Raw genomic sequence first — 23,232 nt, forward strand, 5'->3', positions numbered from 1 at the left:
GAGTTATGACATGCAATCCCGTCACTTGAAGTTGCTCGCCGCCGCCACGCTCACCGCGTGGTCGCTGACCGCCGGTATCGCCCACGCGGCGGGTGTACTCACCATCGGCTGTCGCGAAGACAGCACCACGTTTGACCCGATCAAAAGTGCGCAGAACCGCGACACCTGGGTGTTCGCCAACGTCTACGACACCCTGGTGCGCGTGGATAACCTGGGCACCAAGATGGAACCGGGGCTGGCAGAAAGCTGGGACATTTCCAAGGACGGCCTGACGTATACCTTCAAGCTGCGTGCCGCAAAGTTCTCGGACGGCTCGCCGATCACCGCTGACGACGCCGCATTCAGCCTGCTGCGCATCCGCGACAACAAGGCCTCGTTGTGGAGCGACCCGTTCAGCCTGATCAACACGGCCAAGGCCAGCGACCCGCAAACCCTGGTCGTGACGCTGAAAACCCCTGCGGTGGCCTTCCTCTCGCAACTCGCTTCACCGACGGTATCGATCCTGTCGGAAAAGGCCATGACCACCATGGGCGAGGACGCCTACTCGGAAAACCCGGTGACCTCTGGCGCGTTTACCGTGGGCGAGTGGCGCAAGGGCGATCGGGTGATCCTGAAAAAGAACCCGAACTTCTGGCAGGCCGGCAAGGTGAGCCTGGATGGGGTGGAATGGGTGTCGGTCACCGATGACAATACGCGCATGCGCATGGTGCAGAACAACGAGCTGGACACAGCGATCTTCGTCCCGTTCTCCCGGGTTGAAGAGCTGAAAAAAGACAAGAACGTGGTGGTCCACTCCGACCCGTCGACCCGTGAAGATCACCTGTTGATCAACCACGCCCACGGCCTGCTGGCCAAGCCGGAGGTGCGCCAGGCGCTGGACATGGCCATCGATAAACAGTCGCTGGTGAAAACCGCCACCTTCGGTCAAGGCACCGTGGCCTATTCCTACATTCCGAAAGGTTCGCTGTACCACTACGCCAACAACCTGCAACGCCCGTACGACCCGACCGAAGCCAAGAAACTGCTGGCTGCTGCCGGTGCCCAGGATTTGAAGCTGAACTACGTGGTCAACGCCGGCAACGAAGCCGACGAGCAGATTGCGGTGATGATCAAGGATCAGTTGGCCAAGGTCGGCGTCACGGCCAACCTGCAAAAGGTCGACCCGACCCAAAGCTGGCAGATGCTGGTGGACGGCGAATACGACATTTCGGTGATGTACTGGACCAACGACATCCTCGACCCGGACCAGAAGACCACCTTCGTGTTGGGCCACGACACCAACCAGAACTACATGACCCGCTACAAGAACGACAAGGTCAAGGACCTGGTGGCAGCCGCGCGGATCGAAGCCGACCCGGTGAAGCGTGAGCAGATGTACATCGACCTGCAGAAAATGGCGAAACAGGATGTGAACTGGATCGACTTGTACTACAGCCCGTACATCAACATCTCACGCAAGAACGTCAGCAACTTCCTGCAAAACCCGTTGGGGCGCTTCACGCTTGAGGAAGTGGTGAAGAACTAAGCGTTGTAAACCCAAGTGGGGCCAGCCCTTTTGTGGTGAGCGGGCTTGCCCCGCGCTGGGCTGCGAAGCAGCCCTGAAGCCGGTCATCTCATTCTATCTGAAAGCATGCGGTGCCTTTATTGGGGCTGCTTCGCAGCCCAGCGCGGGGCAAGCCCGCTCACCACGAAAGCCAGCCAGTGTCTTTTATTGCGCGTCAAACGCTTGGCCATTGATGCCGGTACTGTCCGGCCCCATCAGGTACAGGTACACCGGCATGATGTCTTCCGGTGTCGGGTTATCGGTCGGGTTCTCCCCTGGATACGCCTGCGCCCGCATGCTGGTGCGGGTGGCGCCCGGGTTGATGCTGTTGGCACGCACCGGTGCCACGTTATCCAGCTCGTCCGCCAGGGTTTGCATCAGGCCTTCGGTGGCAAACTTCGACACCCCGTACGCGCCCCAATAAGCGCGGCCCTTGCGGCCCACGCTGCTGGAGGTGAACACCACCGATGCATCCTGGGACAGCTTGAGCAGCGGCAACAACGTGCTGGTCAGCATGAACATCGCGTTGACGTTCACGTGCATCACCCGCATGAAATTCTCACCCGACAACTGCTCGATGGGCGTGCGCGGGCCGATGATCGAGGCGTTGTGCAGCAGGCCGTCGAGGTGGCCGAATTCCTTTTCGATCATCGCTGCCAGCTCATCGTATTGATGGGGCAGGGCGGTCTCCAGGTTGAACGGAATCACCACGGGCTGTGGCTGGCCGGCCGCTTCGATTTCGTCATAGACCTGCGCCAGGTTGGCTTCGGTCTTGCCCAGCAACAGCACGGTGGCGCCATGGGCGGCATAGGTTTTTGCCGCCGCCGCGCCAATCCCGCGACCGGCGCCGGTGACCAGGATGACCCGGCCCTTGAGCAGTTCTGGACGTGCGGAGTAATCAAACATAAACAACCTCGACAAAGTTCACAGAAAATCCATGTGATTCATTGCGGCTAAGGCTTCTGTGGCGAGGGAGCTTGCTCCCGTTGGGTGCGAAGCAGTCCATCTGTTTGCGACTGCTGCGCAGTCGAACGGGAGCAAGCTCCCTCGCCACCAAGGCGCATCAACCTCAAGCATTCCCGATCAGCAGCTGCACAGCGCGCTATCCAGCACTTTGCGCAATTCCAGGGGGTGATCCACCACCACGTCGGCACCCCAGTTGCGCGGGTTGTCGTCCGGGTGGATATAGCCGTAGGTGACCGCAGCGGTTCGGGTGCCGGCGTCGCGGCCCGACTCGATATCCCGCAGGTCATCACCCACGAACAGCACGCTGGCCGGGTCCAGGTTGAGCATCTTGCACGCCAGGATCAGCGGCTCCGGGTCTGGCTTGCTGTTCTTCACGTGGTCCGGGCAGATCAACAGCGCCGAGCGTTCCGCCAGGCCCAGTTGCTGCATGATCGGTTCGGCAAAGCGCAGCGGCTTGTTGGTGACCACGCCCCAGATCAGCCTGGATTTCTCGATATCGGCCAGCAGCTCTTCCATGCCCTCGAACAGCTTGCTGTGAATCGCGCAGCCCTTGAGGTAGCGCTCCAGGAATTCCTGGCGCAGCTCTTCAAAGCCTGGGGATTCGGGGTCCATGGAAAAGGTCACGGCGACCATCGCCCGGGCGCCGCCGGAGATTTCATCGCGGATGTGCTGGTCGTTCATCGGCGCCAGGCCGCGGTCGGCCCGCATGGCCTGGCAGATGGCGATAAAGTCCGGCGCGGTGTCCAGCAGGGTACCGTCCATGTCGAAAAGAACCGCTTGCAACTTCACAGGCTTACTCCTCGCGCAGGGTCTGGATCATGTAGTTGACATCAACGTCGCTGGCCAGCTTGTAGTGCTTGGTCAGCGGGTTGTAGGTCAAGCCGATGATGTCCTTGACGGTCAGCCCGGCCTGGCGGCTCCACGCGCCCAGCTCGGAAGGGCGGATGAATTTCTTGAAGTCATGGGTGCCGCGGGGCAGCAGCTTCATGATGTATTCGGCACCGATGATCGCGAACAGGTACGCCTTCGGGTTGCGGTTGATGGTGGAGAAGAACACCTGGCCGCCGGGCTTGACCATACTGAAGCACGCGCGGATCACTGAGGACGGGTCTGGCACGTGCTCGAGCATTTCCAGGCAGGTGACCACGTCGAACTGCCCGGGCATCTCTTCGGCCAGCTCTTCGGCGGTGATCTGCCGGTATTCGACGTTCACGCCCGACTCCAGCTGGTGCAGTTGGGCCACGGCCAATGGCGCTTCGCCCATGTCGATACCCATCACGGTGGCGCCGCGCTGGGCCATGGATTCGCTGAGAATGCCGCCGCCGCAACCCACGTCCAGTACCTTCTTGCCGGCCAGGTTGACGCGCTCGTCAATCCAGTTGACCCGCAGCGGGTTGATGTCGTGCAGGGGTTTGAACTCGCTTTCGCGGTCCCACCAGCGATGTGCGAGGGCTTCGAATTTGGCGATTTCAGCGTGGTCGACGTTGCTCATGGGGAATCCTCTAAATCTGATAAAACGTTTTGCCGGCCCTGGCGTTCGTTGCCAGGGCGGGCGTTATTCGCTGTGTCCGCTGATGCGTTGGCCCCAGGCGATGGCCGTGGCGCACAACTGTTCTTCATCCAGGCGGGTCAGTTGCCGGTCGTCGAGCAATTGCTTGCCGCCGACCCAAAGGTGTTTCACACAATCGCGTCCGGTGGCATATATAAGCTGTGAGACCGGATCGTAGATCGGTTGTTGCGCCAGGCCCGACAAGTCGAAGGCCACGATGTCGGCGGCCTTGCCCACTTCCAGCGAGCCGATTTCACTTTCCTGGCCCATGGCCCGGGCGCCGTTGAGGGTGGCCATGCGCAACGCGCGGTGGGCATCCAGGGCAGTGGCCGAGCCGGCGACGGCCTTGGCCAGCAACGCGGCGGTGCGGGTTTCGCCCAGCAGGTCGAGGTCATTGTTACTGGCGGCGCCGTCGGTGCCTACTGCCACATTGACGCCGGCTTGCCACAGGCGTTCCACCGGGCAGAAGCCACTGGCCAGTTTCAGGTTGGACTCCGGGCAGTGGATCACGCTGGTGTTACTTTCTACCAGCAACGCCAGGTCGTCATCGCTGATTTGGGTCATGTGAACGGCCTGGAAGCGCGGCCCCAGCAAGCCCAGGCGACCGAGGCGTGCCAGCGGGCGTTCACCGCGCTGCTCAACGGACTGCTGCACTTCGAAAGCGGTTTCATGCACGTGCATATGGATCGACGCGTCCAGCTCCTCGGCGATCACCCGGATTTTTTCCAGGTTTTCATCGCAGACGGTGTACGGCGCGTGGGGGCCGAAGGTGATTTTGATCCGCGGGTGGTGCTTCAGGTCGCCGAACAGCTCGACGCCCTGGCGAATGGCCTCATCGGCATCACTGGCACCAGGAATCGGGAAATCAAGGATCGGGATGGCGATTTGCGCACGAATACCTGCGTTGTGTACGCGTTCGCTGGCGACTTTCGGGAAGAAGTACATGTCCGAGAAGCACGTGATGCCGCCCTTTATCTGCTCGGCGATTGCCAGGTCAGTGCCATCGCGCACGAAGGCTTCATCGACCCACTTGGCCTCGGCGGGCCAGATGTGGTTTTCCAGCCAGGTCATCAGCGGCAGGTCGTCGGCCAGGCCGCGAAACAGCGTCATCGCCGCGTGGCCGTGGGCGTTGATCAGGCCGGGGCTGAGCAGCATGCCCGGCAGTTCACGCACTTCGGTCGCTGCGAGCTTCAAGGCGGCGGCGCGTGGGCCGATAAACGCAATGCGCCCGTCGCGAATGCCCAGGCCGTGCTCTTTGAGCACTACGCCGGCAGGCTCGACAGGTACCAGCCAGGTGGGCAGCAGCAATAAGTCGAGCGGGGCGGCAGTCGGTGTCATCGAGGGCGGTTTCCCTGGCATCTATAAAGAACGGCGAAGTATACCCGAGCGTCCTGGCTGGCGGATCGCTATAATCGGCGGCTTTTGTTCATGAGTGCGGGGTGAGGGATGCGCGATCGACTGTTGGCTGCGGAGAAAGTGAGGGCCATCGAGTGGCGTGATGGCGCACTGTACCTGCTCGATCAGCGTATTTTGCCGGCTGCGCAAACCTGGGTGGCCTGTACCAGTGCCGCCGAGGTGGCCGAGGCCATTCGCTTGATGGTGGTGCGCGGCGCGCCGGCCATTGGTATCAGTGCAGCGTATGGCCTGGTGCTGGCCGCGCGTGCTCACATCGCCGAGGGCGACGACTGGCAGGCTGCCTGGGAAGAGGACTACGCGCTGCTGGCGGATACCCGTCCGACCGCGTCGAATCTTTTCTGGGCCATGAAGCGCATGCGCGATTGCCTCGATCGCCTTAAGAAACACGCCGATCCGCTGGCGGTGCTGGAGGCCGAGGCGGTGGCGATTCACCAAAGTGATCGTGAAGCCAACCTCACCATGGCGCAGTTGGGCGTGGAGCTGATCCGCAAGCATCAGGGCAACGTCCAGGCGATCCTGACCCATGGCAATGCCGGAGCGCTGGCCACGGGCGGCGTGGGCACCGCTCTCGGGGTGATTCGCGGGGCGTTCCTGGAAGGCATGGTGGAGCGGGTCTACGCCAACGAAACCCGGCCCTGGTTGCAAGGCTCGCGGTTGACGGCCTGGGAGCTGGCCAATGAGGGAATCCCGGTCACGGTGAATGCCGATTCGGCCGGCGCGCACATTCTCAAGACCAAGGGCGTGACCTGGGTGATCGTCGGCGCCGATTGCATTGCCGCCAACGGTGACGTGGTCAGCAAGATCGGCACTTATCAATTGGCGGTGTGTGCCATGCATCACGGCGTGCGCTTCATGGTGGTGGCGCCCAGTTCCACCATCGACATGATGGCGGCCAGCGGCGATGACGTACCGCTTGAAGAGCGCGATGCCCGGGAGTTGCTGGAAGTCGGCGGCACCCGTGTGGCGGCTGATGTGGACGCCTTCAACCCGGTGTTTGACGTAACGCCGGCGGACCTGATTGATGTGATTGTCACCGAAAAAGGCATCGTCGAACGTCCCGACACGGCGAAGCTGGCGCAACTGATGTGTCGTAAACGCCTGCATTAAGGCAATTTGCCCGCCAAAAACGCCTTGGATCCAGCTCTAAGGCCCTCTCGTCGCCGTCAAGCCTGTCATCCGTCAACTTACTATGCTCCATGCGCATCAGGGGGATAGGTGCGTGGCGGCGATTGTGATAACATCCGGCGGTTTCCAGGGTCACCTCAAGGGGTAACCTTTAATGCGCAGATCCGTGTCATAACTCGTTGATTTGTCGTAAGTCGTTGCCAGGCACCATGCCAGCAGCGGCGAGCTTCGTTCGTCCCATATGGATGTGACGAGGTTTCACCCGAAAAAGGAATCAGGCTTCTCATGGGCGAACTGGCCAAAGAAATCCTCCCGGTCAATATCGAAGACGAGCTGAAACAGTCCTACCTCGACTACGCGATGAGCGTAATTGTCGGTCGGGCACTGCCTGATGCGCGCGATGGCTTGAAGCCCGTGCACAGGCGTGTGCTGTTCGCGATGAGCGAGCTGGGTAACGACTGGAACAAGCCGTACAAGAAATCTGCCCGTGTTGTCGGTGACGTGATCGGTAAGTATCACCCTCACGGCGACACTGCGGTGTACGACACCATCGTTCGGATGGCCCAGCCGTTTTCCCTGCGCTACCTGCTGGTAGACGGCCAGGGCAACTTCGGTTCGGTCGACGGCGACAACGCTGCGGCCATGCGATACACCGAAGTGCGCATGACCAAGCTGGCGCACGAGCTGCTGGCTGACCTGCACAAAGAAACCGTGGACTGGGTGCCGAACTACGACGGCACCGAAATGATCCCGGCGGTCATGCCGACCCGTATTCCCAACCTGCTGGTCAACGGCTCCAGCGGTATCGCCGTGGGCATGGCCACCAACATCCCGCCACACAACCTCGGTGAAGTCATCGACGGTTGCCTGGCCCTCATCGACAACCCCGAGCTGACCGTCGATGAGTTGATGCAATACATCCCGGGGCCAGACTTCCCGACTGCCGCGATCATCAACGGTCGCGCCGGCATCATCGAAGCCTACCGCACCGGCCGTGGCCGCATTTACATGCGCGCCCGCTCGATCATCGAAGACATCGACAAGGTCGGTGGCCGCCAGCAGATCGTCATCACCGAGCTTCCTTACCAGTTGAACAAGGCGCGTCTGATCGAGAAGATCGCCGAGCTGGTTAAAGAGAAGAAGCTGGAAGGCATCACCGAACTGCGCGACGAGTCTGACAAAGACGGTATGCGCGTGGTGATCGAGCTGCGTCGTGGCGAAGTGCCTGAGGTGATCCTCAACAACCTCTACGCCCAGACCCAGCTGCAAAGCGTGTTTGGTATCAACGTGGTAGCGCTGATCGACGGCCGCCCGCGCATCCTGAACCTCAAGGATCTGCTGGAAGCCTTCGTGCGTCACCGCCGCGAAGTGGTCACCCGCCGTACCGTGTTCGAACTGCGCAAGGCCCGTGAACGCGGCCACATCCTGGAAGGCCAGGCGGTTGCGCTGTCGAACATCGACCCGGTCATCGCCCTGATCAAGGCCTCGCCGACGCCGTCGGAAGCCAAGGAAGCCCTGATCAAGATGCCGTGGGAATCCAGCGCCGTAGTGGCGATGGTTGAGCGTGCCGGTGCCGATTCGTGCCGTCCGGAGACCCTGGACCCACAATACGGCCTGCGCGACGGCAAGTACTTCCTGTCCCCGGAACAGGCCCAGGCCATCCTGGAACTGCGTCTGCACCGCCTGACCGGCCTGGAGCACGAGAAGCTGCTGGCCGAGTACCAGGAGATTCTCAACCAGATCGGCGAGCTGATCCGCATCCTCAACAGCGCCGTGCGCCTGATGGAAGTGATCCGCGAAGAGCTGGAAGTGATCCGAGCCGAATACGGCGACGTGCGCCGCACCGAGATTCTCGATGCCCGTCTCGACCTGACCCTGGGTGACATGATCCCGGAAGAAGATCGCGTCGTGACCATCTCCCACGGTGGCTATGCCAAGACCCAGCCATTGGCTGCGTACCAGGCCCAGCGTCGTGGTGGTAAAGGCAAGTCGGCTACCGGCGTCAAGGATGAGGACTACATCGCTCACCTGCTGGTTGCCAACAGCCACACCACGCTGCTGCTGTTCTCCAGCAAGGGCAAGGTGTACTGGCTGAAAACCTACGAAATCCCGGAAGCGTCCCGCGCTGCCCGTGGTCGTCCGTTGGTCAACCTGCTGCCGCTGGACAGTGATGAATACATCACCACCATGCTGCCAGTAGACGAATACACCGAAGGTCACTTCATCTTCATGGCCACCGCCAAGGGCACCGTGAAGAAGACCCCGTTGGAATCCTTCAGCCGTCAACGCAGCGTGGGCCTGATCGCCCTCGAACTGGACGAAGGCGACGTATTGATCAGCGCGGCGATCACCGACGGCGAGCGTGAAGTCATGCTGTTCTCCGACGGCGGCAAGGTCACGCGCTTCAAGGAATCCGACGTTCGCGCCATGGGCCGTACCGCCCGCGGTGTGCGCGGCATGCGTCTGCCGGAAGGGCAGAAGCTGATTTCGATGCTGATCCCGGAAGAAGGCAGCGAGATTCTCACTGCTTCGGCTCGTGGTTACGGCAAGCGTACGGCCATCAGCGAGTTCCCTGAGTACAAGCGTGGCGGCCAGGGCGTTATCGCCATGGTCAGCAACGATCGCAACGGCCGTCTGGTCGGCGCGGTCCAGGTGCTGGATGGCGAGGAAATCATGCTGATTTCCGACCAGGGCACTTTGGTGCGTACCCGGGTTGATGAAGTGTCGAGCCTGGGGCGTAACACCCAGGGCGTGACCTTGATCAAGCTGGCCAGCGACGAAACCCTGGTAGGCCTGGAGCGTGTCCAGGAGCCATCGGAAGTCGAGGGTGAGGAGCTGGAAGGTGAAGAGCTTGAGGGTGACGTGATCGCCGGTGGCGATGACAACGTCGACGAGCCAACACTCGACGCTGCCGCAGACGAAGAAGAACCGCAGGAATAAGCGGACACACAGGGGGCGGATGAAGATTCGCCCCCTTGTTGTTTGTCCCTTTTGAAATACGACGCCGCGCCGCTCTTGTAGGAGCCGGCTTGCCGGCGATGGCATCAACTCGGTTCAAGTGAAGCGCCGAGTCGTTTGCATCGCTGGCAAGCCAGCTCCTACAGGGTTCCGCGTTGCGGGATGTTGATTGCAGTCCCACCAGATCAGAGAGATTGGATGTGAGCAAGAGAGCCTATAACTTCTGTGCCGGTCCCGCGGCGCTTCCTGAAGCAGTCCTGCAGCGCGCGCAGGGTGAACTCCTCGACTGGCATGGAAAAGGCCTCTCCGTGATGGAAATGAGCCATCGCAGCGATGAGTTCGTGTCCATTGCCACCAAGGCCGAGCAGGATATGCGCGACTTGCTGGACATCCCGTCTGACTACAAAGTGTTGTTCCTGCAAGGTGGCGCAAGCCAGCAGTTCGCCCAGATCCCGCTGAACCTGCTGCCGGAAGACGGCACGGCCGACTATATCGACACCGGTATCTGGGGCCAGAAGGCGATTGAAGAGGCCTCCCGTTACGGCCACGTCAATGTGGCGGGCACTGCCAAGCCTTACGACTACTTCGCCATTCCTGGTCAGGACGAGTGGAAGCTCTCGAAAGACGCGGCCTACGTTCACTATGTGGCGAACGAAACCATTGGCGGCCTGGAGTTCGACTGGGTTCCCGAGGTGGGTGATGTTCCGCTGGTGTGCGACATGTCCTCGGACATCCTCTCGCGCCCGATCGATGTGTCCAGGTACGGCATGATCTACGCCGGCGCGCAGAAGAACATCGGCCCGAGCGGCATCCTGGTCAACATCATCCGCGAAGACCTGCTGGGCCGTGCGCGTTCGCTGTGCCCGACCATGCTCAACTACAAGGTCGCGGCCGATAACGGCTCGATGTACAACACCCCGCCAGCGTTCGCCTGGTACCTGTCGGGCCTGGTATTCGAATGGCTGAAAGAGCAGGGCGGTGTGGCTGCCATGGGCAAGCTCAACGAAGAGAAGAAACGTACCCTGTACGACTTCATCGACGCCAGCGGCCTGTACAGCAACCCGATCAACCTGACTGACCGTTCGTGGATGAACGTGCCGTTCCGCCTGGCGGACGACCGTCTGGACAAGCCATTCCTGGCCGGCGCCGACGAGCGCGGCCTGTTGAACCTCAAGGGCCACCGTTCGGTAGGTGGCATGCGCGCCTCCATCTATAACGCTGTCGATATCCACGCCGTCAGGGCGCTGGTGGCCTACATGGCAGAGTTCGAAAAGGAACACGGCTAATGTCTGAGCAAGAACTCAAGGCCCTGCGCGTGCGCATTGACAGCCTGGACGAGAAAGTCCTGGAGCTGATCAGTGAGCGCGCGCGGTGCGCCCAGGAAGTTGCACGGGTGAAAATGGCGTCCCTGGCTGAAGGCGAAGTGCCGGTTTTTTACCGTCCGGAGCGTGAAGCCCAGGTGCTCAAGCGCGTGATGGAACGCAACAAGGGCCCGTTGGGTAACGAAGAGATGGCGCGGTTGTTCCGCGAAATCATGTCTTCATGCCTGGCACTAGAGCAGCCGCTGAAAGTGGCTTACCTCGGCCCGGAAGGCACCTTCACTCAAGCTGCAGCCATGAAGCACTTCGGTCACGCCGTGATCAGCAAGCCGATGGCGGCGATCGACGAAGTGTTCCGTGAAGTGGCCGCCGGGGCGGTGAACTTTGGCGTAGTGCCGGTGGAAAACTCCACCGAAGGCGCCGTCAACCACACTCTCGACAGCTTCCTTGAGCACGACATGGTGATCTGCGGCGAAGTTGAGCTGCGTATCCACCACCACTTGCTGGTGGGCGAAAACACCAAGACCGACAGCATCAGCCGCATCTACTCCCACGCCCAGTCCCTGGCCCAGTGCCGCAAGTGGCTGGACGCGCACTATCCGAACGTGGAGCGTGTGGCGGTATCCAGCAACGCCGAAGCGGCGAAGCGGGTCAAGGGTGAGTGGAACTCGGCGGCGATTGCCGGCGATATGGCTGCCGGCCTGTACGGCCTGACGCGCCTGGCCGAGAAAATCGAGGACCGCCCGGATAACTCCACGCGCTTCCTGATGATCGGCAGCCAGGAAGTGCCGCCCACCGGCGACGACAAGACCTCGATCATCGTCTCCATGAGCAACAAGCCCGGTGCGCTGCATGAGCTGCTGGTGCCGTTCCACGACAACGGGATTGACCTGACGCGAATCGAGACTCGTCCTTCGCGCAGCGGTAAATGGACTTATGTGTTCTTTATCGACTTCGTCGGCCATCACCGCGACCCACTGGTCAAGGGAGTGCTCGAGAAAATCAGTCAGGAAGCCGTGGCACTCAAGGTGCTGGGCTCTTACCCGAAAGCGGTTTTGTGAGGCTTTAACATGAGTGGCAACTTCCTCGCCCTGGCACAGCCGGGCGTGCAACAACTGTCGCCTTACGTCCCGGGCAAGCCTGTGGACGAGTTGGCGCGTGAGTTGAATCTGGATCCATCGAAGATCGTAAAGCTGGCCAGTAACGAAAACCCGCTGGGCCCAAGCCCCAAGGTGCTGGCCGCGATTCGTGATGCGCTGGCTGAGCTGACCCGTTACCCCGATGGCAATGGCTTTGCGCTCAAGTCCCTGTTGGCGGAAAAGTGCCGGGTTGAGCTGAACCAGGTGACCCTGGGTAACGGTTCCAACGACATTCTGGAGCTGGTGGGTCGTGCCTATCTGGCGCCGGGCCTGAACGCAGTGTTCAGTGAGCATGCGTTTGCGGTCTATCCGATCGTCACTCAGGCGGTAGGGGCTGAAGCTCGCGTCATTCCTGCCAGGGATTGGGGCCATGACCTGCCGGCCATGCTGGCGGCCATCGATGACAAGACCCGTGTCGTGTTTATCGCCAACCCGAATAACCCGACCGGTACCTGGTTCAGCGCCGAGGTGCTGGACAACTTCCTCCAAGACGTACCGGAGCACGTGCTGGTGGTGCTGGACGAGGCTTACATCGAGTACGCCGAAGGCAGCGACCTGCCGGACGGCCTGGACTTCCTCGCGGCTTATCCGAACCTGCTGGTCTCGCGCACGTTCTCCAAGGCTTATGGCCTGGCATCGCTGCGGGTCGGTTACGGCCTGTCCACCGCCGTGGTGGCCGATGTGCTGAACCGTGTTCGCCAGCCCTTCAACGTCAACAGCCTCGCACTGGCGGCGGCTTGCGCTGCGGTGCAGGACGCCGAGTACCTGGAAGAAGGTCGTCGCCTCAACGAAAGCGGCATGCTGCAATTGCAGGAAGGCTTCCGTGAGTTGGGTCTGGGCTGGATTCCGTCCAAGGGCAACTTCATTTGTGTCGATCTCGGGCAAGTTGCGGCGCCGGTGTTCCAGGGCCTGCTGCGCGAAGGCGTGATCGTGCGTCCGGTGGCCAACTACGGCATGCCGAACCACCTGCGCATCACCATCGGTTTGCCTGCTGAAAACAGCCGCTTCCTTGAGGCATTGGCCAAGGTTCTGGCTCGTGGTTGATGTCACTGCATTGCAACCTGCTGTGCCTATGATCGGTCGCCTGGTGGTGGTCGGTCTGGGATTGATCGGCGGCTCCTTCGCCAAGGGCCTGCGGGAAAGCGGCCTGTGTGGCGAAGTGGTCGGTGTGGACCTGGACCCGCAATCGCGCAAGTTGGCGGTTGAATTGGGGGTGGTGGATCGCTGCGAGGCGGACCTGGCGGTTGCCTGCCAGGGCGCGGATGTCATTCAGTTGGCGGTGCCGATCCTGGCCATGGAGAAGTTGCTGGCGCTGTTGGCCGGCATGGACCTGGGCCGGGCGATCCTGACCGATGTCGGCAGCGCCAAGGGCAATGTCGTGCGTGCGGCGCGGCTGGCCTTTGGTGGCATGCCTGCGCGCTTTGTGCCGGGGCACCCGATTGCCGGGTCCGAACAGAGCGGGGTGGAGGCGTCCAATGCGCAACTGTTCCGCCGCCATAAAGTGATTCTGACGCCGCTGGATGAAACCGACCCTGCGGCATTGGCCGTGGTGGATCGGCTCTGGCGCGAGCTGGGGGCGGACGTCGAGCACATGCAGGTCGAGCGCCACGATGAAGTGTTGGCGGCGACCAGTCATTTGCCGCATTTGCTGGCGTTTGGCCTGGTGGACTCGCTGGCCAAGCGCAACGAGAACCTCGATATTTTCCGTTACGCCGCCGGTGGTTTCCGTGACTTTACCCGGATCGCCGGCAGCGACCCGGTGATGTGGCACGACATCTTCCTCGCCAACCGCGATGCAGTGTTGCGCACCCTGGATACGTTCCGCAGTGACCTCGACGCCTTGCGTGACGCGGTCGATGCAGGCGACGGGCATCAGTTGTTGGGCGTGTTCACCCGTGCGCGGGTGGCGCGGGAGCATTTCAGCAAGATTCTGGCGCGTCGGGCTTATATGGATGCTGCTGTAAACGCGGATGACCTGGTGTTTCTCGCCAGCCCGGGTGGCCGCTTGAGCGGGCAGATTCGGGTGCCTGGGGATAAATCGATCTCTCATCGCTCGATCATGCTTGGGTCGCTGGCGGACGGCATCACTGAGGTAGAAGGTTTCCTGGAGGGCGAAGATGCCCTGGCGACCTTGCAGGCGTTTCGCGACATGGGCGTGGTGATTGAAGGCCCGCACCACGGGCGCGTCACCATTCACGGGGTTGGCCTGCATGGCTTGAAGCCGGCGCCGGGTCCGATTTATCTGGGTAATTCCGGCACCTCCATGCGGCTGTTGTCCGGTTTGCTGGCGGCGCAAAGCTTTGACAGCGTATTGACGGGCGATGCCTCGTTGTCCAAGCGGCCAATGAATCGTGTGGCCAGGCCATTGCGTGAAATGGGCGCGGTAATCGAGACCGGGCCGGAAGGGCGTCCGCCGCTGACGATTCGTGGTGGCCAGACACTGAAAGGGCTGACGTACGCGTTGCCGATGGCCAGCGCCCAGGTTAAATCCTGCCTGCTGCTGGCCGGGTTGTATGCCGAGGGTAAAACCTCGATTACCGAGCCTGCGCCGACCCGTGACCATACCGAGCGGATGTTGCGTGGTTTTGGTTATCCGGTGGAGGTGGCGGGGGCAACGGCGTCGGTCGAGTCCGGTCACTCGCTGACCGCGACGCATATAGAAGTGCCGGGGGATATTTCGTCCTCGGCGTTTTTCCTGGTGGCGGCTTCGATCGCCGAAGGCTCTGAGCTGTTGCTTGAACACGTGGGGATCAATCCGACCCGCACCGGGGTGATCGATATCCTGCGGCTGATGGGCGCGGATATCACCCTGGAAAACCAGCGGGAAGTGGGTGGCGAACCGGTTGCCGATCTGCGTGTTCGCGCGGCGCCGTTGAGGGGTATCGAGATTCCCGAAGCCCTGGTTCCGCTGGCTATCGATGAATTCCCGGTGTTGTTCGTGGCGGCGGCGTGCGCGCAAGGCCGGACGGTATTGCGCGGGGCAGAGGAGCTGCGGGTCAAGGAGTCCGATCGGATCCAGGTGATGGCCGATGGGCTGCTGGCGTTGGGCGTAAAGTGTGAACCGACACCTGATGGGATTATCATTGAAGGCGGCGTAATCGGTGGTGGTGAAGTCCATGCCCATGGCGATCACCGGATTGCCATGGCCTTCAGCGTGGCTTCCCTGCGAGCGGCTGCGCCGATTCGTATCCATGACTGTGCCAACGTGGCTACGTCTTTTCCGAATTTTCTTACACTGTGTGCCCAAGTCGGCATCCGTGTTGCCCAAGAGGCTCAATTGTGAATATCAAAGCACCGGTGATTACCATCGACGGGCCAAGTGGCTCGGGCAAAGGCACGATCGCCGGCATCCTGGCCAAGCGCCTGGGCTGGTGCCTGCTGGATTCCGGCGCGCTGTACCGCTTGCTGGCTTTTGCTGCACGCAACCATGGCGTCGACCTGACCAACGAAGAATCACTGAAGCTGCTGGCTGCCCATCTTGACGTGCAGTTCGTCGGGGCGACGGAAGGTCATCCCCAGCGCATCATCCTGGAAGGGGACGATGTGACGGATGACCTGCGAAACGAACAGGTCGGTTCCTGGGCGTCTCAAGTCGCCGCCTTGCCGGCTGTGCGCGACGCTTTGCTGCAGCGCCAGCGAGCTTTTCAGGAGCCGCCGGGCCTGGTGGCTGACGGCCGCGACATGGGCACGGTGGTTTTTCCCGAGGCGCCGCTGAAGATTTTCCTGACCGCCAGCGCCGAGGAGCGGGCCCGTCGCCGTTACTTGCAGTTGAAGGGCAAAGTCGATGGTGTTAGTCTGTCGAGTCTGCTAGATGAGATCCGTGCACGCGATGAGCGTGACACCCAGCGTGCGGTAGCCCCGCTCAAGCCGGCGGCTGACGCCATACAGCTGGATTCCACGGAGTTGTCCATCGAGCAGGTGCTGGAACGCATCTTGAGTGAAATCGCCATTCGCGATATCGCCGGGTGACCAAGAAGGCCGCGGGGGACCAGTCATAGTCCTGTGGTGCTTCTTTTAATTGAAACTGACCCACACCGTCTGGGGTGTGGAGATGGGCGTATTCTTCGCCCTTATCAACAGGAATTAAAATGAGCGAAAGCTTTGCGGAACTCTTTGAAGAAAGCCTAAAAACCCTGAACCTTCAGGCAGGCTCCATCATCACCGGTGTTATCGTTGATATCGATTACCAAGCTCGCTGGGTAACCGTTCACGCTGGTCTGAAGTCTGAAGCTCTGATCCCGCTGGAACAGTTCTACAACGATGCTGGTGACCTGACTATCAATGTCGGTGACGAAGTTCACGTTGCTCTGGACTCGGTTGAAGACGGTTTCGGTGAAACCAAGCTGTCCCGTGAAAAAGCCAAGCGCGCTGAATGCTGGATTGTTCTCGAAGCAGCCTTCGCAGCTGAAGAAGTGGTCAAGGGCGTTATCAACGGTAAGGTTAAAGGCGGCTTCACTGTCGACGTTAACGGCATCCGTGCGTTCCTGCCAGGTTCTTTGGTCGACGTTCGTCCTGTGCGCGACACCACGCACCTGGAAGGCAAAGAACTCGAATTCAAGGTCATCAAACTCGACCAGAAACGCAACAACGTTGTCGTTTCCCGTCGCAGCGTCCTGGAAGCAGAAAACTCCGCCGAGCGTGAAGCTCTGCTGGAATCCCTGCAGGAAGGCCAACAAGTCAAAGGTATCGTCAAGAACCTCACCGATTACGGCGCATTCGTCGATCTGGGTGGCGTCGATGGCCTGCTGCACATTACCGACATGGCTTGGAAGCGTATCAAGCATCCATCGGAAATCGTCAACGTTGGCGACGAGATCGATGTCAAGGTTCTGAAGTACGATCGTGAGCGCAACCGTGTCTCCCTGGGCTTGAAGCAGCTGGGCGAAGATCCATGGGTCGCTATCAAGGCTCGTTACCCAGAAAGCACTCGCGTCACCGCGCGTGTTACCAACCTGACCGACTACGGCTGCTTCGCAGAGCTGGAAGAAGGCGTGGAAGGCCTGGTACACGTTTCCGAAATGGACTGGACCAACAAAAACATCCACCCTTCGAAAGTCGTACAAGTCGGCGACGAAGTGGAAGTTATGGTTCTGGACATCGACGAAGAGCGTCGTCGTATCTCCCTCGGCATCAAGCAGTGCAAATCTAACCCATGGGAAGATTTCTCTGGCCAGTTCAACAAGGGCGATAAAATCTCCGGCACCATCAAGTCGATCACCGATTTTGGTATCTTCATTGGTCTGGACGGCGGCATCGACGGCCTGGTTCACCTGTCCGACATCTCCTGGAACGAAGTTGGCGAAGAAGCTGTTCGTCGTTTCAAGAAGGGCGACGAGCTGGACACCGTTATCCTGTCGGTTGACCCAGAGCGCGAGCGTATCTCCCTGGGTATCAAGCAACTGGAAAGCGATCCGTTCTCCGAGTACGTTCAAGAGAACGACAAAGGCGCAATCGTTAAAGGCATCGTGAAAGAAGTTGACGCCAAAGGCGCCATCATCACTCTGGCCGACGACATCGAAGCGACTCTGAAAGCCTCCGAAATCAGCCGTGACCGCGTTGAAGACGCGCGCAACGTTCTGAAAGAAGGCGAAGAAGTAGAAGCCAAGATCATCAGCGTTGACCGCAAGAGCCGCGTAATCCAGCTCTCCATCAAGTCGAAAGACGATGCTGAAGAGAAAGAAGCCATCCAGAGCCTGCGCGACAAGCCAGCTACCTCTGAGCCTTCTGCTGGTCCTACCACTCTGGGCGACCTGCTGCGTGCACAAATGGAAAAGCAGAACTAAGTTCTGTCAGACCATAGAAAAAGGGCGACTTCGGTCGCCCTTTTTTGTGCCTGGGATTTGGTGTTGTGCGAACTTCATCTTGGCGTTCTGCGGCTGGGGCGCTGTGGTCTCGCTGGTAGCGCATTCGCGCTCATAGGCTCCATCAGCCAGTTATCACTCTTTAGTGGCTTCTGTGCCGTTACGCGAGGCGAGGGGCGGTGGGCTCTAAAACCGTGGCTCTGAGAGTTACTCTCCAACTCTTTGAATATAAGTCAATACTTGGGCTGTTCAAATTCCTCCGGTCATGCTAAAACCTTCGAAGCGCTTTTCCTAGCTGCTTGAAAAAGAAGGGAAAAATATGACGAAGTCGGAGTTGATCGAACGAATTGTCACCCATCAAGGGCTGCTCTCATCCAAGGATGTGGAGCTGGCCATCAAGACCATGCTTGAGCAGATGTCGCAGTGTCTCGCTACCGGCGATCGGATTGAGATTCGTGGGTTTGGTAGCTTCTCACTGCACTATCGCGCGCCTCGTGTAGGTCGCAACCCGAAAACCGGGCAGTCCGTCAGCCTCGATGGCAAGTTCGTGCCTCACTTCAAGCCAGGCAAGGAATTGCGGGATCGGGTGAACGAAGACGAGGAAGAAGGCGTCTGAGTGTTTTTGGGGTAGGAGAAGGTTTATGCGTGGGGTAAAGCGCGTTGTGTTGGTGCTGATTACTTTGGTCGTCATGGTTGGGGTGCTAGCGTTTGTGCTGGAGAATCAACAGAGCGCCGCTTTGTCATTCCTGGGGTGGGCCACTCCCCAGGCACCGATTTCCATCTTTATTACATTGGCTTTGCTTGTAGGAATGATCGTTGGCCCATTGGTGGGTTTGGCGTTTAGGTTGAATCGCTCCCCTCGGTCGAAGAGGCTGGCGCCCTGATCGATAGCTCGGTGCGCACGGGGTGCCGCGCAAGCTTTTGTAATATTTTTCAAGAAGATTGGCTTTTTCGGAACAGTCCTACAGATTGTCAAGACTTGTAATATGGCAATTAGATGGCAAAATGCTTGCTGTTCTCGAGAATAGGCAATTTTTGTGGCTCATCCCAGCAGCGACGCCGGGGGCGAGCCAGATGTTTATAATTCTAAAAAACCATGAATTGTCTGCATAACGAGCCCGCAGTTTCTCTTTGAAGGCAGGTTTTTGTTGTGAGTAGTAGTTTTAATGCCCCTCCGGTACCACCATCCGATGAAATTGATCTTGTCGCGCTTTTTCAGGCGGTATGGCAGCAGAAAATACTTATCTTGGCCACCACGCTACTTGTGGGTTTGGTTGCGGTTATCTACGTATTTTCGGTTACGCCGGAATACCAAGTCAGTAGCGTACTTCGCCCAGCCGCAATTAACGAGTTGGATGCGTTAAATCGATCCGACGTGTACAAATTACCGCCGGGTGACGCGCTCATTAAAGTGGGCGCTTCGCTAGAATCATATGACACCCGTTTGGGATTCTTTCGTGCTAACCAAACGTTATTCAAGGCATTTGAGCGTCCTGGGCGTACGCTTGAGCAGAGCTTTGAGGAATTCAATCGTAAATCGATCACTCTGGTTCTTCCAGATTCCAAAAAAGCTGACTCGTTGAGTGCCTATATCAAGCTTGGAATGGAATACCCGAAAGGGGTAGATGGGGTCGCTATTCTCAATGGTTTTATTGCCTACGCCGTCGCCATGGAGCGAATACAGATTTCTAAGGATTTGGCCGTAATCGTCAAAAACCGTTTGAATGAACTTAATGGGAAGATGAACGCGGCCCGGGCCAGTTACGAGACTGATAAAGAAGCCAAGATAGCGTTATTGACAGAAAAGGACGTGTTGAATCGCGCACTGCTGCACGATGAACTGAAAGCGTTGAGAGCTCGTCTTAAAACTCAGCGTGCAGATCGGATAACTCAGCTAAATGAATCCATCGGAATTGCCAAATCGCTGGGTATCAGGAAGCCTGCCACGCCATCTTCGCTTGGTGATTCTGATCGCGGCGCCTCTTCCAATATGATTCGTACTGAAATCAATAATCAGGCAATTCCCTTGTACTTTATGGGGGTTGAAGCGCTGGAAGCAGAGCGTGCTGCATTGGAGCGACGTAAGTCGGATGATTTCACTGAGGCTCGAATCGCTGAGATCGCCAAAGAGTTCCAGTTGCTCCAGGCGAACCGTCAGATTGAAGTTCTCAATAGTCGTGAAAATGAAGATATCTTCTTGGGCGGAGTGGAACCGTTACGTACGGAAGAGGCTCGCCTTAAAAACCTCAATATTGACATGAGTCGTTTGAAACTTGTGACCATTGATCAGCAGGCACTTGAGCCGCTGAACCCGATTTTTCCAAAAAAATCTTTGGTTATTGCCTTGGGCTTGTTTCTGGGTTGCTTGCTGGGTGTGGCAATAGCATTGGTCCGCATGGCTATTGCGAGCAGACGTAATGCAGCGGTTCGTACAGCATTTCCTACTCCTTCCGCTGCGATTGAGCAGAAAGAGAGCGAGGTCAAGGCTGGCTAGCTGTATCAGAAACAGCTCTGGTCGTTTACCGCTGTCAGTTTTTAGTCAGTGGTAAAGCTCTGCTTTCACCTCGCGTTGACGAAATTCAACCGATTTCATTCGGGTAAGGTCCGTACCGGAATGTAGTCGGTTTTTGTCATTCGAATCACGTAGTATCATTGCCGTGTTGAGGCGTCTCAGTCTGCCGTGCTGTTCTGTGAACTGTCCGGGTTGCGGTGTTATGTGATGGCTTATTGCCCTACTTCAGAAGGGTACAAATTTGTCTGAATAGGCGAGATAGGCGAGCGCGTAGGCCTAATGGCCCGCGGTTAGTAGAAAGCGTTGGTGGCGAGCGTTGCGCCCGTGTTACCGGTGCTGGTTTATGAGGTAATACCTCAATTAGCAGAACTGATGGATTAGTTGGAAGCTCGTTGCGAAATTATTGCTGCCATGATCACACCAAAGAAACCCGCAGCAGCAGCGCGTCTGAAGCACTTTTATGCTGGAAGCCGTTTCAGTAAATTTTTTTGGATTCTTTGATTACGTAGGCCTTGAATATGCAAAAACTGGAAGATATTAAGCTCGCCATTATCGGCCTTGGTTATGTTGGCCTGCCGCTCGCAGTCGAGTTTGGCAAGCACCGGACGGTGATTGGGTTTGACATTAACCAGCCTCGCATCCAGGCACTTAAGGATGGGCATGACGCTACGCTGGAGGTGAGCGATGAGGAGCTGAAGCAGGCGAGTCTTCTAAGCTTCAGCAGTGATCTCGGCGATCTGAAAAGCTGCAATACGTTTGTAGTGACGGTCCCGACCCCCATCGATGAATACAATCAGCCGGACCTCACGCCGCTTATCAAAGCGTCTGAAAGCATCGGCAAGGCGTTGAAGAAGGGCGATCTCGTTATTTATGAATCGACCGTTTATCCAGGCGCGACCGAAGAGGATTGTGTCCCTGTCCTTGAGCGAGTTTCCGGCCTGAAGTTTAACGTTGATTTTTTTGCCGGATACAGTCCGGAGCGAATCAATCCAGGTGACAAAGAGCACCGAGTCACCACCATCAAGAAAGTGACGTCTGGCTCTACGCCGGAGATCGCTGATTTGGTTGATGCTCTCTATAACCAGATCATTATCGCCGGCACTCACAAGGCCAGCAGTATCAAAGTAGCTGAGGCCGCCAAGGTTATTGAAAACACCCAGCGTGACCTGAATATTGCCCTCATCAATGAGCTTGCGATCATTTTTAACAAGATGGGGATTGATACTGAGGCTGTTCTTCAGGCCGCGGGCACCAAGTGGAACTTTCTGCCGTTTCGCCCGGGATTGGTTGGTGGGCACTGCATCGGTGTAGATCCCTATTACCTTACTCACAAGGCTCAATCAATCGGTTATCACCCCGAGATTATCCTGGCAGGTCGTCGTCTGAACGACGGGATGGGGGCATACGTTGTTTCGCAGCTGGTAAAGGCCATGCTGAAGCAGCGGATTCATGTTGACGGCGCGCGAGTATTGATTATGGGGCTGGCGTTCAAGGAAAACTGCCCTGATCTTCGCAACACCCGCATTGTCGATATAGTGCGAGAGTTGGCTGAGTATAATATCGCGGTGGATGTTTATGATCCGTGGGTCAGTGTGGCTGAGGCGGAGCATGAATATGGCATTACTCCAGTCTCCGAGCCCGGCATCAATGCTTATGATGGGGTAGTACTTGCCGTTGCGCATAATGAGTTTAGAGAGTTGGGGGCGGTCAATATTCGGAAGTTTGGTAAGCCAGAGCATATTCTTTACGACCTTAAATATTTGCTGAGCCGTGAAGAGTCGGATATCCGTTTGTAACTATTGTGTGCCCGGCTATAAGCTTGTTAAATTCAACCGACAGTGAGCTAGAATTGATGACCCGCTATGAAACGTTGCTTCAAACACTCCCATCCTCGCCAAAGACATGGTTGATTACCGGGGTAGCGGGTTTCATTGGCTCAAACTTGCTGGAAACCCTATTAGGCCTTGGACAGGATGTCATTGGACTGGATAGCTTTGCCACTGGGCACCAGCGAAATCTTGATGAGGTCCGCAGTACGGTTTCGGCTGAGCAATGGGCGCGTTTCCGCTTCCTGAAAGGTGACATTCGGAACCTGGAGAACTGTCATCAAGCCTGTGAGGGCGTTGATTATGTGCTTCACCAAGCTGCCTTGGGTTCCGTACCGCGCTCGCTGAATGATCCGATAACCACGAACGCGACTAATATCGACGGTTTTCTCAATATGCTGGTTGCGGCCAGGGACGCGAACGTAAAGAGTTTTACTTACGCGGCAAGCAGTTCAACCTATGGTGACCATCCGGGACTCCCAAAGGTGGAAGATACCATCGGCAAACCCCTGTCTCCCTATGCAGTTACCAAATACGTTAACGAACTTTATGCAGATGTTTTTGCGCGTTGCTACGGTTTTGAGACAATAGGCTTGCGTTATTTTAATGTGTTTGGAAAGCGTCAGGATCCAGACGGTGCGTATGCAGCGGTGATCCCGAAGTGGACGGCTTCGATGATAAAAAACGAAAACGTTTTTATTAATGGTGATGGCGAGACAAGTCGAGACTTTTGTTTCATTGAGAACACCGTTCAAGCGAACTTGTTGGCAGCGACGGCCACGGATGCTGCGGCACGCAATCAGGTTTATAACGTAGCGGTCAGTGGACGTACGGATTTGAATTTGTTGTTCGCCACGCTCCGTAAGTCATTGGTTAATAGCGGTGTCGTCTACGGGAAGGACCCGGTTTATCGCGAGTTTCGTGCGGGTGACGTCAGGCACTCACAGGCTGATATCACAAAGATTCAGCATCTGCTGGGGTACGCTCCCCAGTTCAGTATCCAACAAGGTATTGAAGTGGCGATGCCTTGGTATGCAGCGTTTTTGAAGTGATTTCATTGGGAGTGGGCCCTGTTTTT

The 23,232-nt window shown here is 58.2% G+C and carries 18 protein-coding genes; 14 read left to right on the forward strand and 4 right to left on the reverse strand.

Going from position 1 to position 23,232, the window contains the following annotated elements; genetic code table 11:
* Positions 1-10 precede the first annotated feature (10 nt).
* Positions 11-1,525, forward strand: a complete 1,515-nt coding sequence (locus HKK54_RS19030; RefSeq protein WP_010176238.1) for an ABC transporter substrate-binding protein — start codon at positions 11-13, stop codon at positions 1,523-1,525.
* Between the two features lie 183 nt (positions 1,526-1,708).
* On the opposite strand, the gene HKK54_RS19035 is transcribed toward HKK54_RS19030, so the two are convergent.
* The 4 genes from HKK54_RS19035 to HKK54_RS19050 all read right to left on the reverse strand — a co-directional run bounded on the left by HKK54_RS19035 (position 1,709) and on the right by HKK54_RS19050 (position 5,396).
* Positions 1,709-2,449, reverse strand: a complete 741-nt coding sequence (locus HKK54_RS19035; protein ID WP_010176237.1) for a YciK family oxidoreductase — start codon at positions 2,447-2,449, stop codon at positions 1,709-1,711.
* Positions 2,450-2,626: 177 nt separating this feature from the next.
* On the reverse strand, positions 2,627-3,298 hold the full coding sequence (gene mupP, locus HKK54_RS19040; RefSeq protein WP_010176236.1) for an N-acetylmuramic acid 6-phosphate phosphatase MupP: 672 nt from the start codon (positions 3,296-3,298) through the stop codon (positions 2,627-2,629).
* Positions 3,299-3,302: 4 nt separating this feature from the next.
* Positions 3,303-4,001 (reverse strand): bifunctional 2-polyprenyl-6-hydroxyphenol methylase/3-demethylubiquinol 3-O-methyltransferase UbiG, encoded by a 699-nt coding sequence (gene ubiG / locus HKK54_RS19045; RefSeq protein WP_010176235.1) that lies wholly within the window; start codon positions 3,999-4,001, stop codon positions 3,303-3,305.
* 63 nt (positions 4,002-4,064) lie between these two features.
* The gene (locus HKK54_RS19050; RefSeq protein ID WP_010176234.1) at positions 4,065-5,396 is read right to left on the reverse strand and encodes a TRZ/ATZ family hydrolase; all 1,332 of its coding nucleotides are present in this window, start codon (positions 5,394-5,396) and stop codon (positions 4,065-4,067) included.
* Between the two features lie 108 nt (positions 5,397-5,504).
* On the opposite strand from HKK54_RS19050, the gene mtnA reads away from it, so the two are divergent.
* The 13 genes from mtnA (at position 5,505) to HKK54_RS19115 (ending at position 23,206) form a co-directional block, all read left to right on the forward strand.
* Positions 5,505-6,581 carry an S-methyl-5-thioribose-1-phosphate isomerase gene (gene mtnA, locus HKK54_RS19055; RefSeq protein ID WP_010176233.1) on the forward strand — a complete coding sequence of 359 codons (1,077 nt, stop codon included), beginning with the start codon at positions 5,505-5,507 and terminating at the stop codon, positions 6,579-6,581.
* A gap of 303 nt (positions 6,582-6,884) precedes the next feature.
* Complete coding sequence (gene gyrA / locus HKK54_RS19060) at positions 6,885-9,539, forward strand: DNA gyrase subunit A (RefSeq protein ID WP_010176232.1); 2,655 nt, start codon at positions 6,885-6,887, stop codon at positions 9,537-9,539.
* Between the two features lie 218 nt (positions 9,540-9,757).
* Positions 9,758-10,843 (forward strand): 3-phosphoserine/phosphohydroxythreonine transaminase, encoded by a 1,086-nt coding sequence (serC, locus tag HKK54_RS19065; protein WP_169387469.1) that lies wholly within the window; start codon positions 9,758-9,760, stop codon positions 10,841-10,843.
* Entirely contained in the window at positions 10,843-11,937 is a 1,095-nt protein-coding gene (pheA, locus tag HKK54_RS19070; protein ID WP_003218812.1) for a prephenate dehydratase, read from the forward strand. Before serC ends, pheA begins: the two co-directional genes overlap by 1 nt.
* Positions 11,938-11,946: 9 nt before the next feature.
* Entirely contained in the window at positions 11,947-13,059 is a 1,113-nt protein-coding gene (gene hisC, locus HKK54_RS19075; RefSeq protein ID WP_010176229.1) for a histidinol-phosphate transaminase, read from the forward strand.
* 28 nt (positions 13,060-13,087) lie between these two features.
* The gene (locus tag HKK54_RS19080) at positions 13,088-15,298 is read left to right on the forward strand and encodes a bifunctional prephenate dehydrogenase/3-phosphoshikimate 1-carboxyvinyltransferase (RefSeq protein ID WP_237151087.1); all 2,211 of its coding nucleotides are present in this window, start codon (positions 13,088-13,090) and stop codon (positions 15,296-15,298) included.
* The gene (cmk, locus tag HKK54_RS19085; RefSeq protein ID WP_003172653.1) at positions 15,295-15,984 is read left to right on the forward strand and encodes a (d)CMP kinase; all 690 of its coding nucleotides are present in this window, start codon (positions 15,295-15,297) and stop codon (positions 15,982-15,984) included. Before HKK54_RS19080 ends, cmk begins: the two co-directional genes overlap by 4 nt.
* Before the next feature lie 119 nt (positions 15,985-16,103).
* A complete protein-coding gene (gene rpsA, locus HKK54_RS19090; protein ID WP_003218806.1) occupies positions 16,104-17,798 on the forward strand; it encodes a 30S ribosomal protein S1 in 1,695 nt (564 codons plus the stop codon).
* Positions 17,799-18,135: 337 nt separating this feature from the next.
* Positions 18,136-18,432 carry an integration host factor subunit beta gene (gene ihfB, locus HKK54_RS19095; RefSeq protein ID WP_003218804.1) on the forward strand — a complete coding sequence of 99 codons (297 nt, stop codon included), beginning with the start codon at positions 18,136-18,138 and terminating at the stop codon, positions 18,430-18,432.
* A gap of 25 nt (positions 18,433-18,457) precedes the next feature.
* Positions 18,458-18,700, forward strand: coding sequence for a lipopolysaccharide assembly protein LapA domain-containing protein (locus tag HKK54_RS19100; protein WP_010176226.1), 243 nt, complete (start codon positions 18,458-18,460; stop codon positions 18,698-18,700).
* A gap of 266 nt (positions 18,701-18,966) precedes the next feature.
* A complete protein-coding gene (locus HKK54_RS19105; protein ID WP_169387471.1) occupies positions 18,967-20,310 on the forward strand; it encodes a Wzz/FepE/Etk N-terminal domain-containing protein in 1,344 nt (447 codons plus the stop codon).
* 536 nt (positions 20,311-20,846) lie between these two features.
* Positions 20,847-22,124 (forward strand): Vi polysaccharide biosynthesis UDP-N-acetylglucosamine C-6 dehydrogenase TviB, encoded by a 1,278-nt coding sequence (gene tviB / locus HKK54_RS19110; RefSeq protein WP_169387472.1) that lies wholly within the window; start codon positions 20,847-20,849, stop codon positions 22,122-22,124.
* 56 nt (positions 22,125-22,180) lie between these two features.
* On the forward strand, positions 22,181-23,206 hold the full coding sequence (locus HKK54_RS19115) for an NAD-dependent epimerase/dehydratase family protein (RefSeq protein ID WP_169387473.1): 1,026 nt from the start codon (positions 22,181-22,183) through the stop codon (positions 23,204-23,206).
* Positions 23,207-23,232: the final 26 nt, after the last annotated feature.

It is taken from the genome of Pseudomonas sp. ADAK13 (genome assembly GCF_012935715.1).
Lineage (GTDB): Bacteria > Pseudomonadota > Gammaproteobacteria > Pseudomonadales > Pseudomonadaceae > Aquipseudomonas.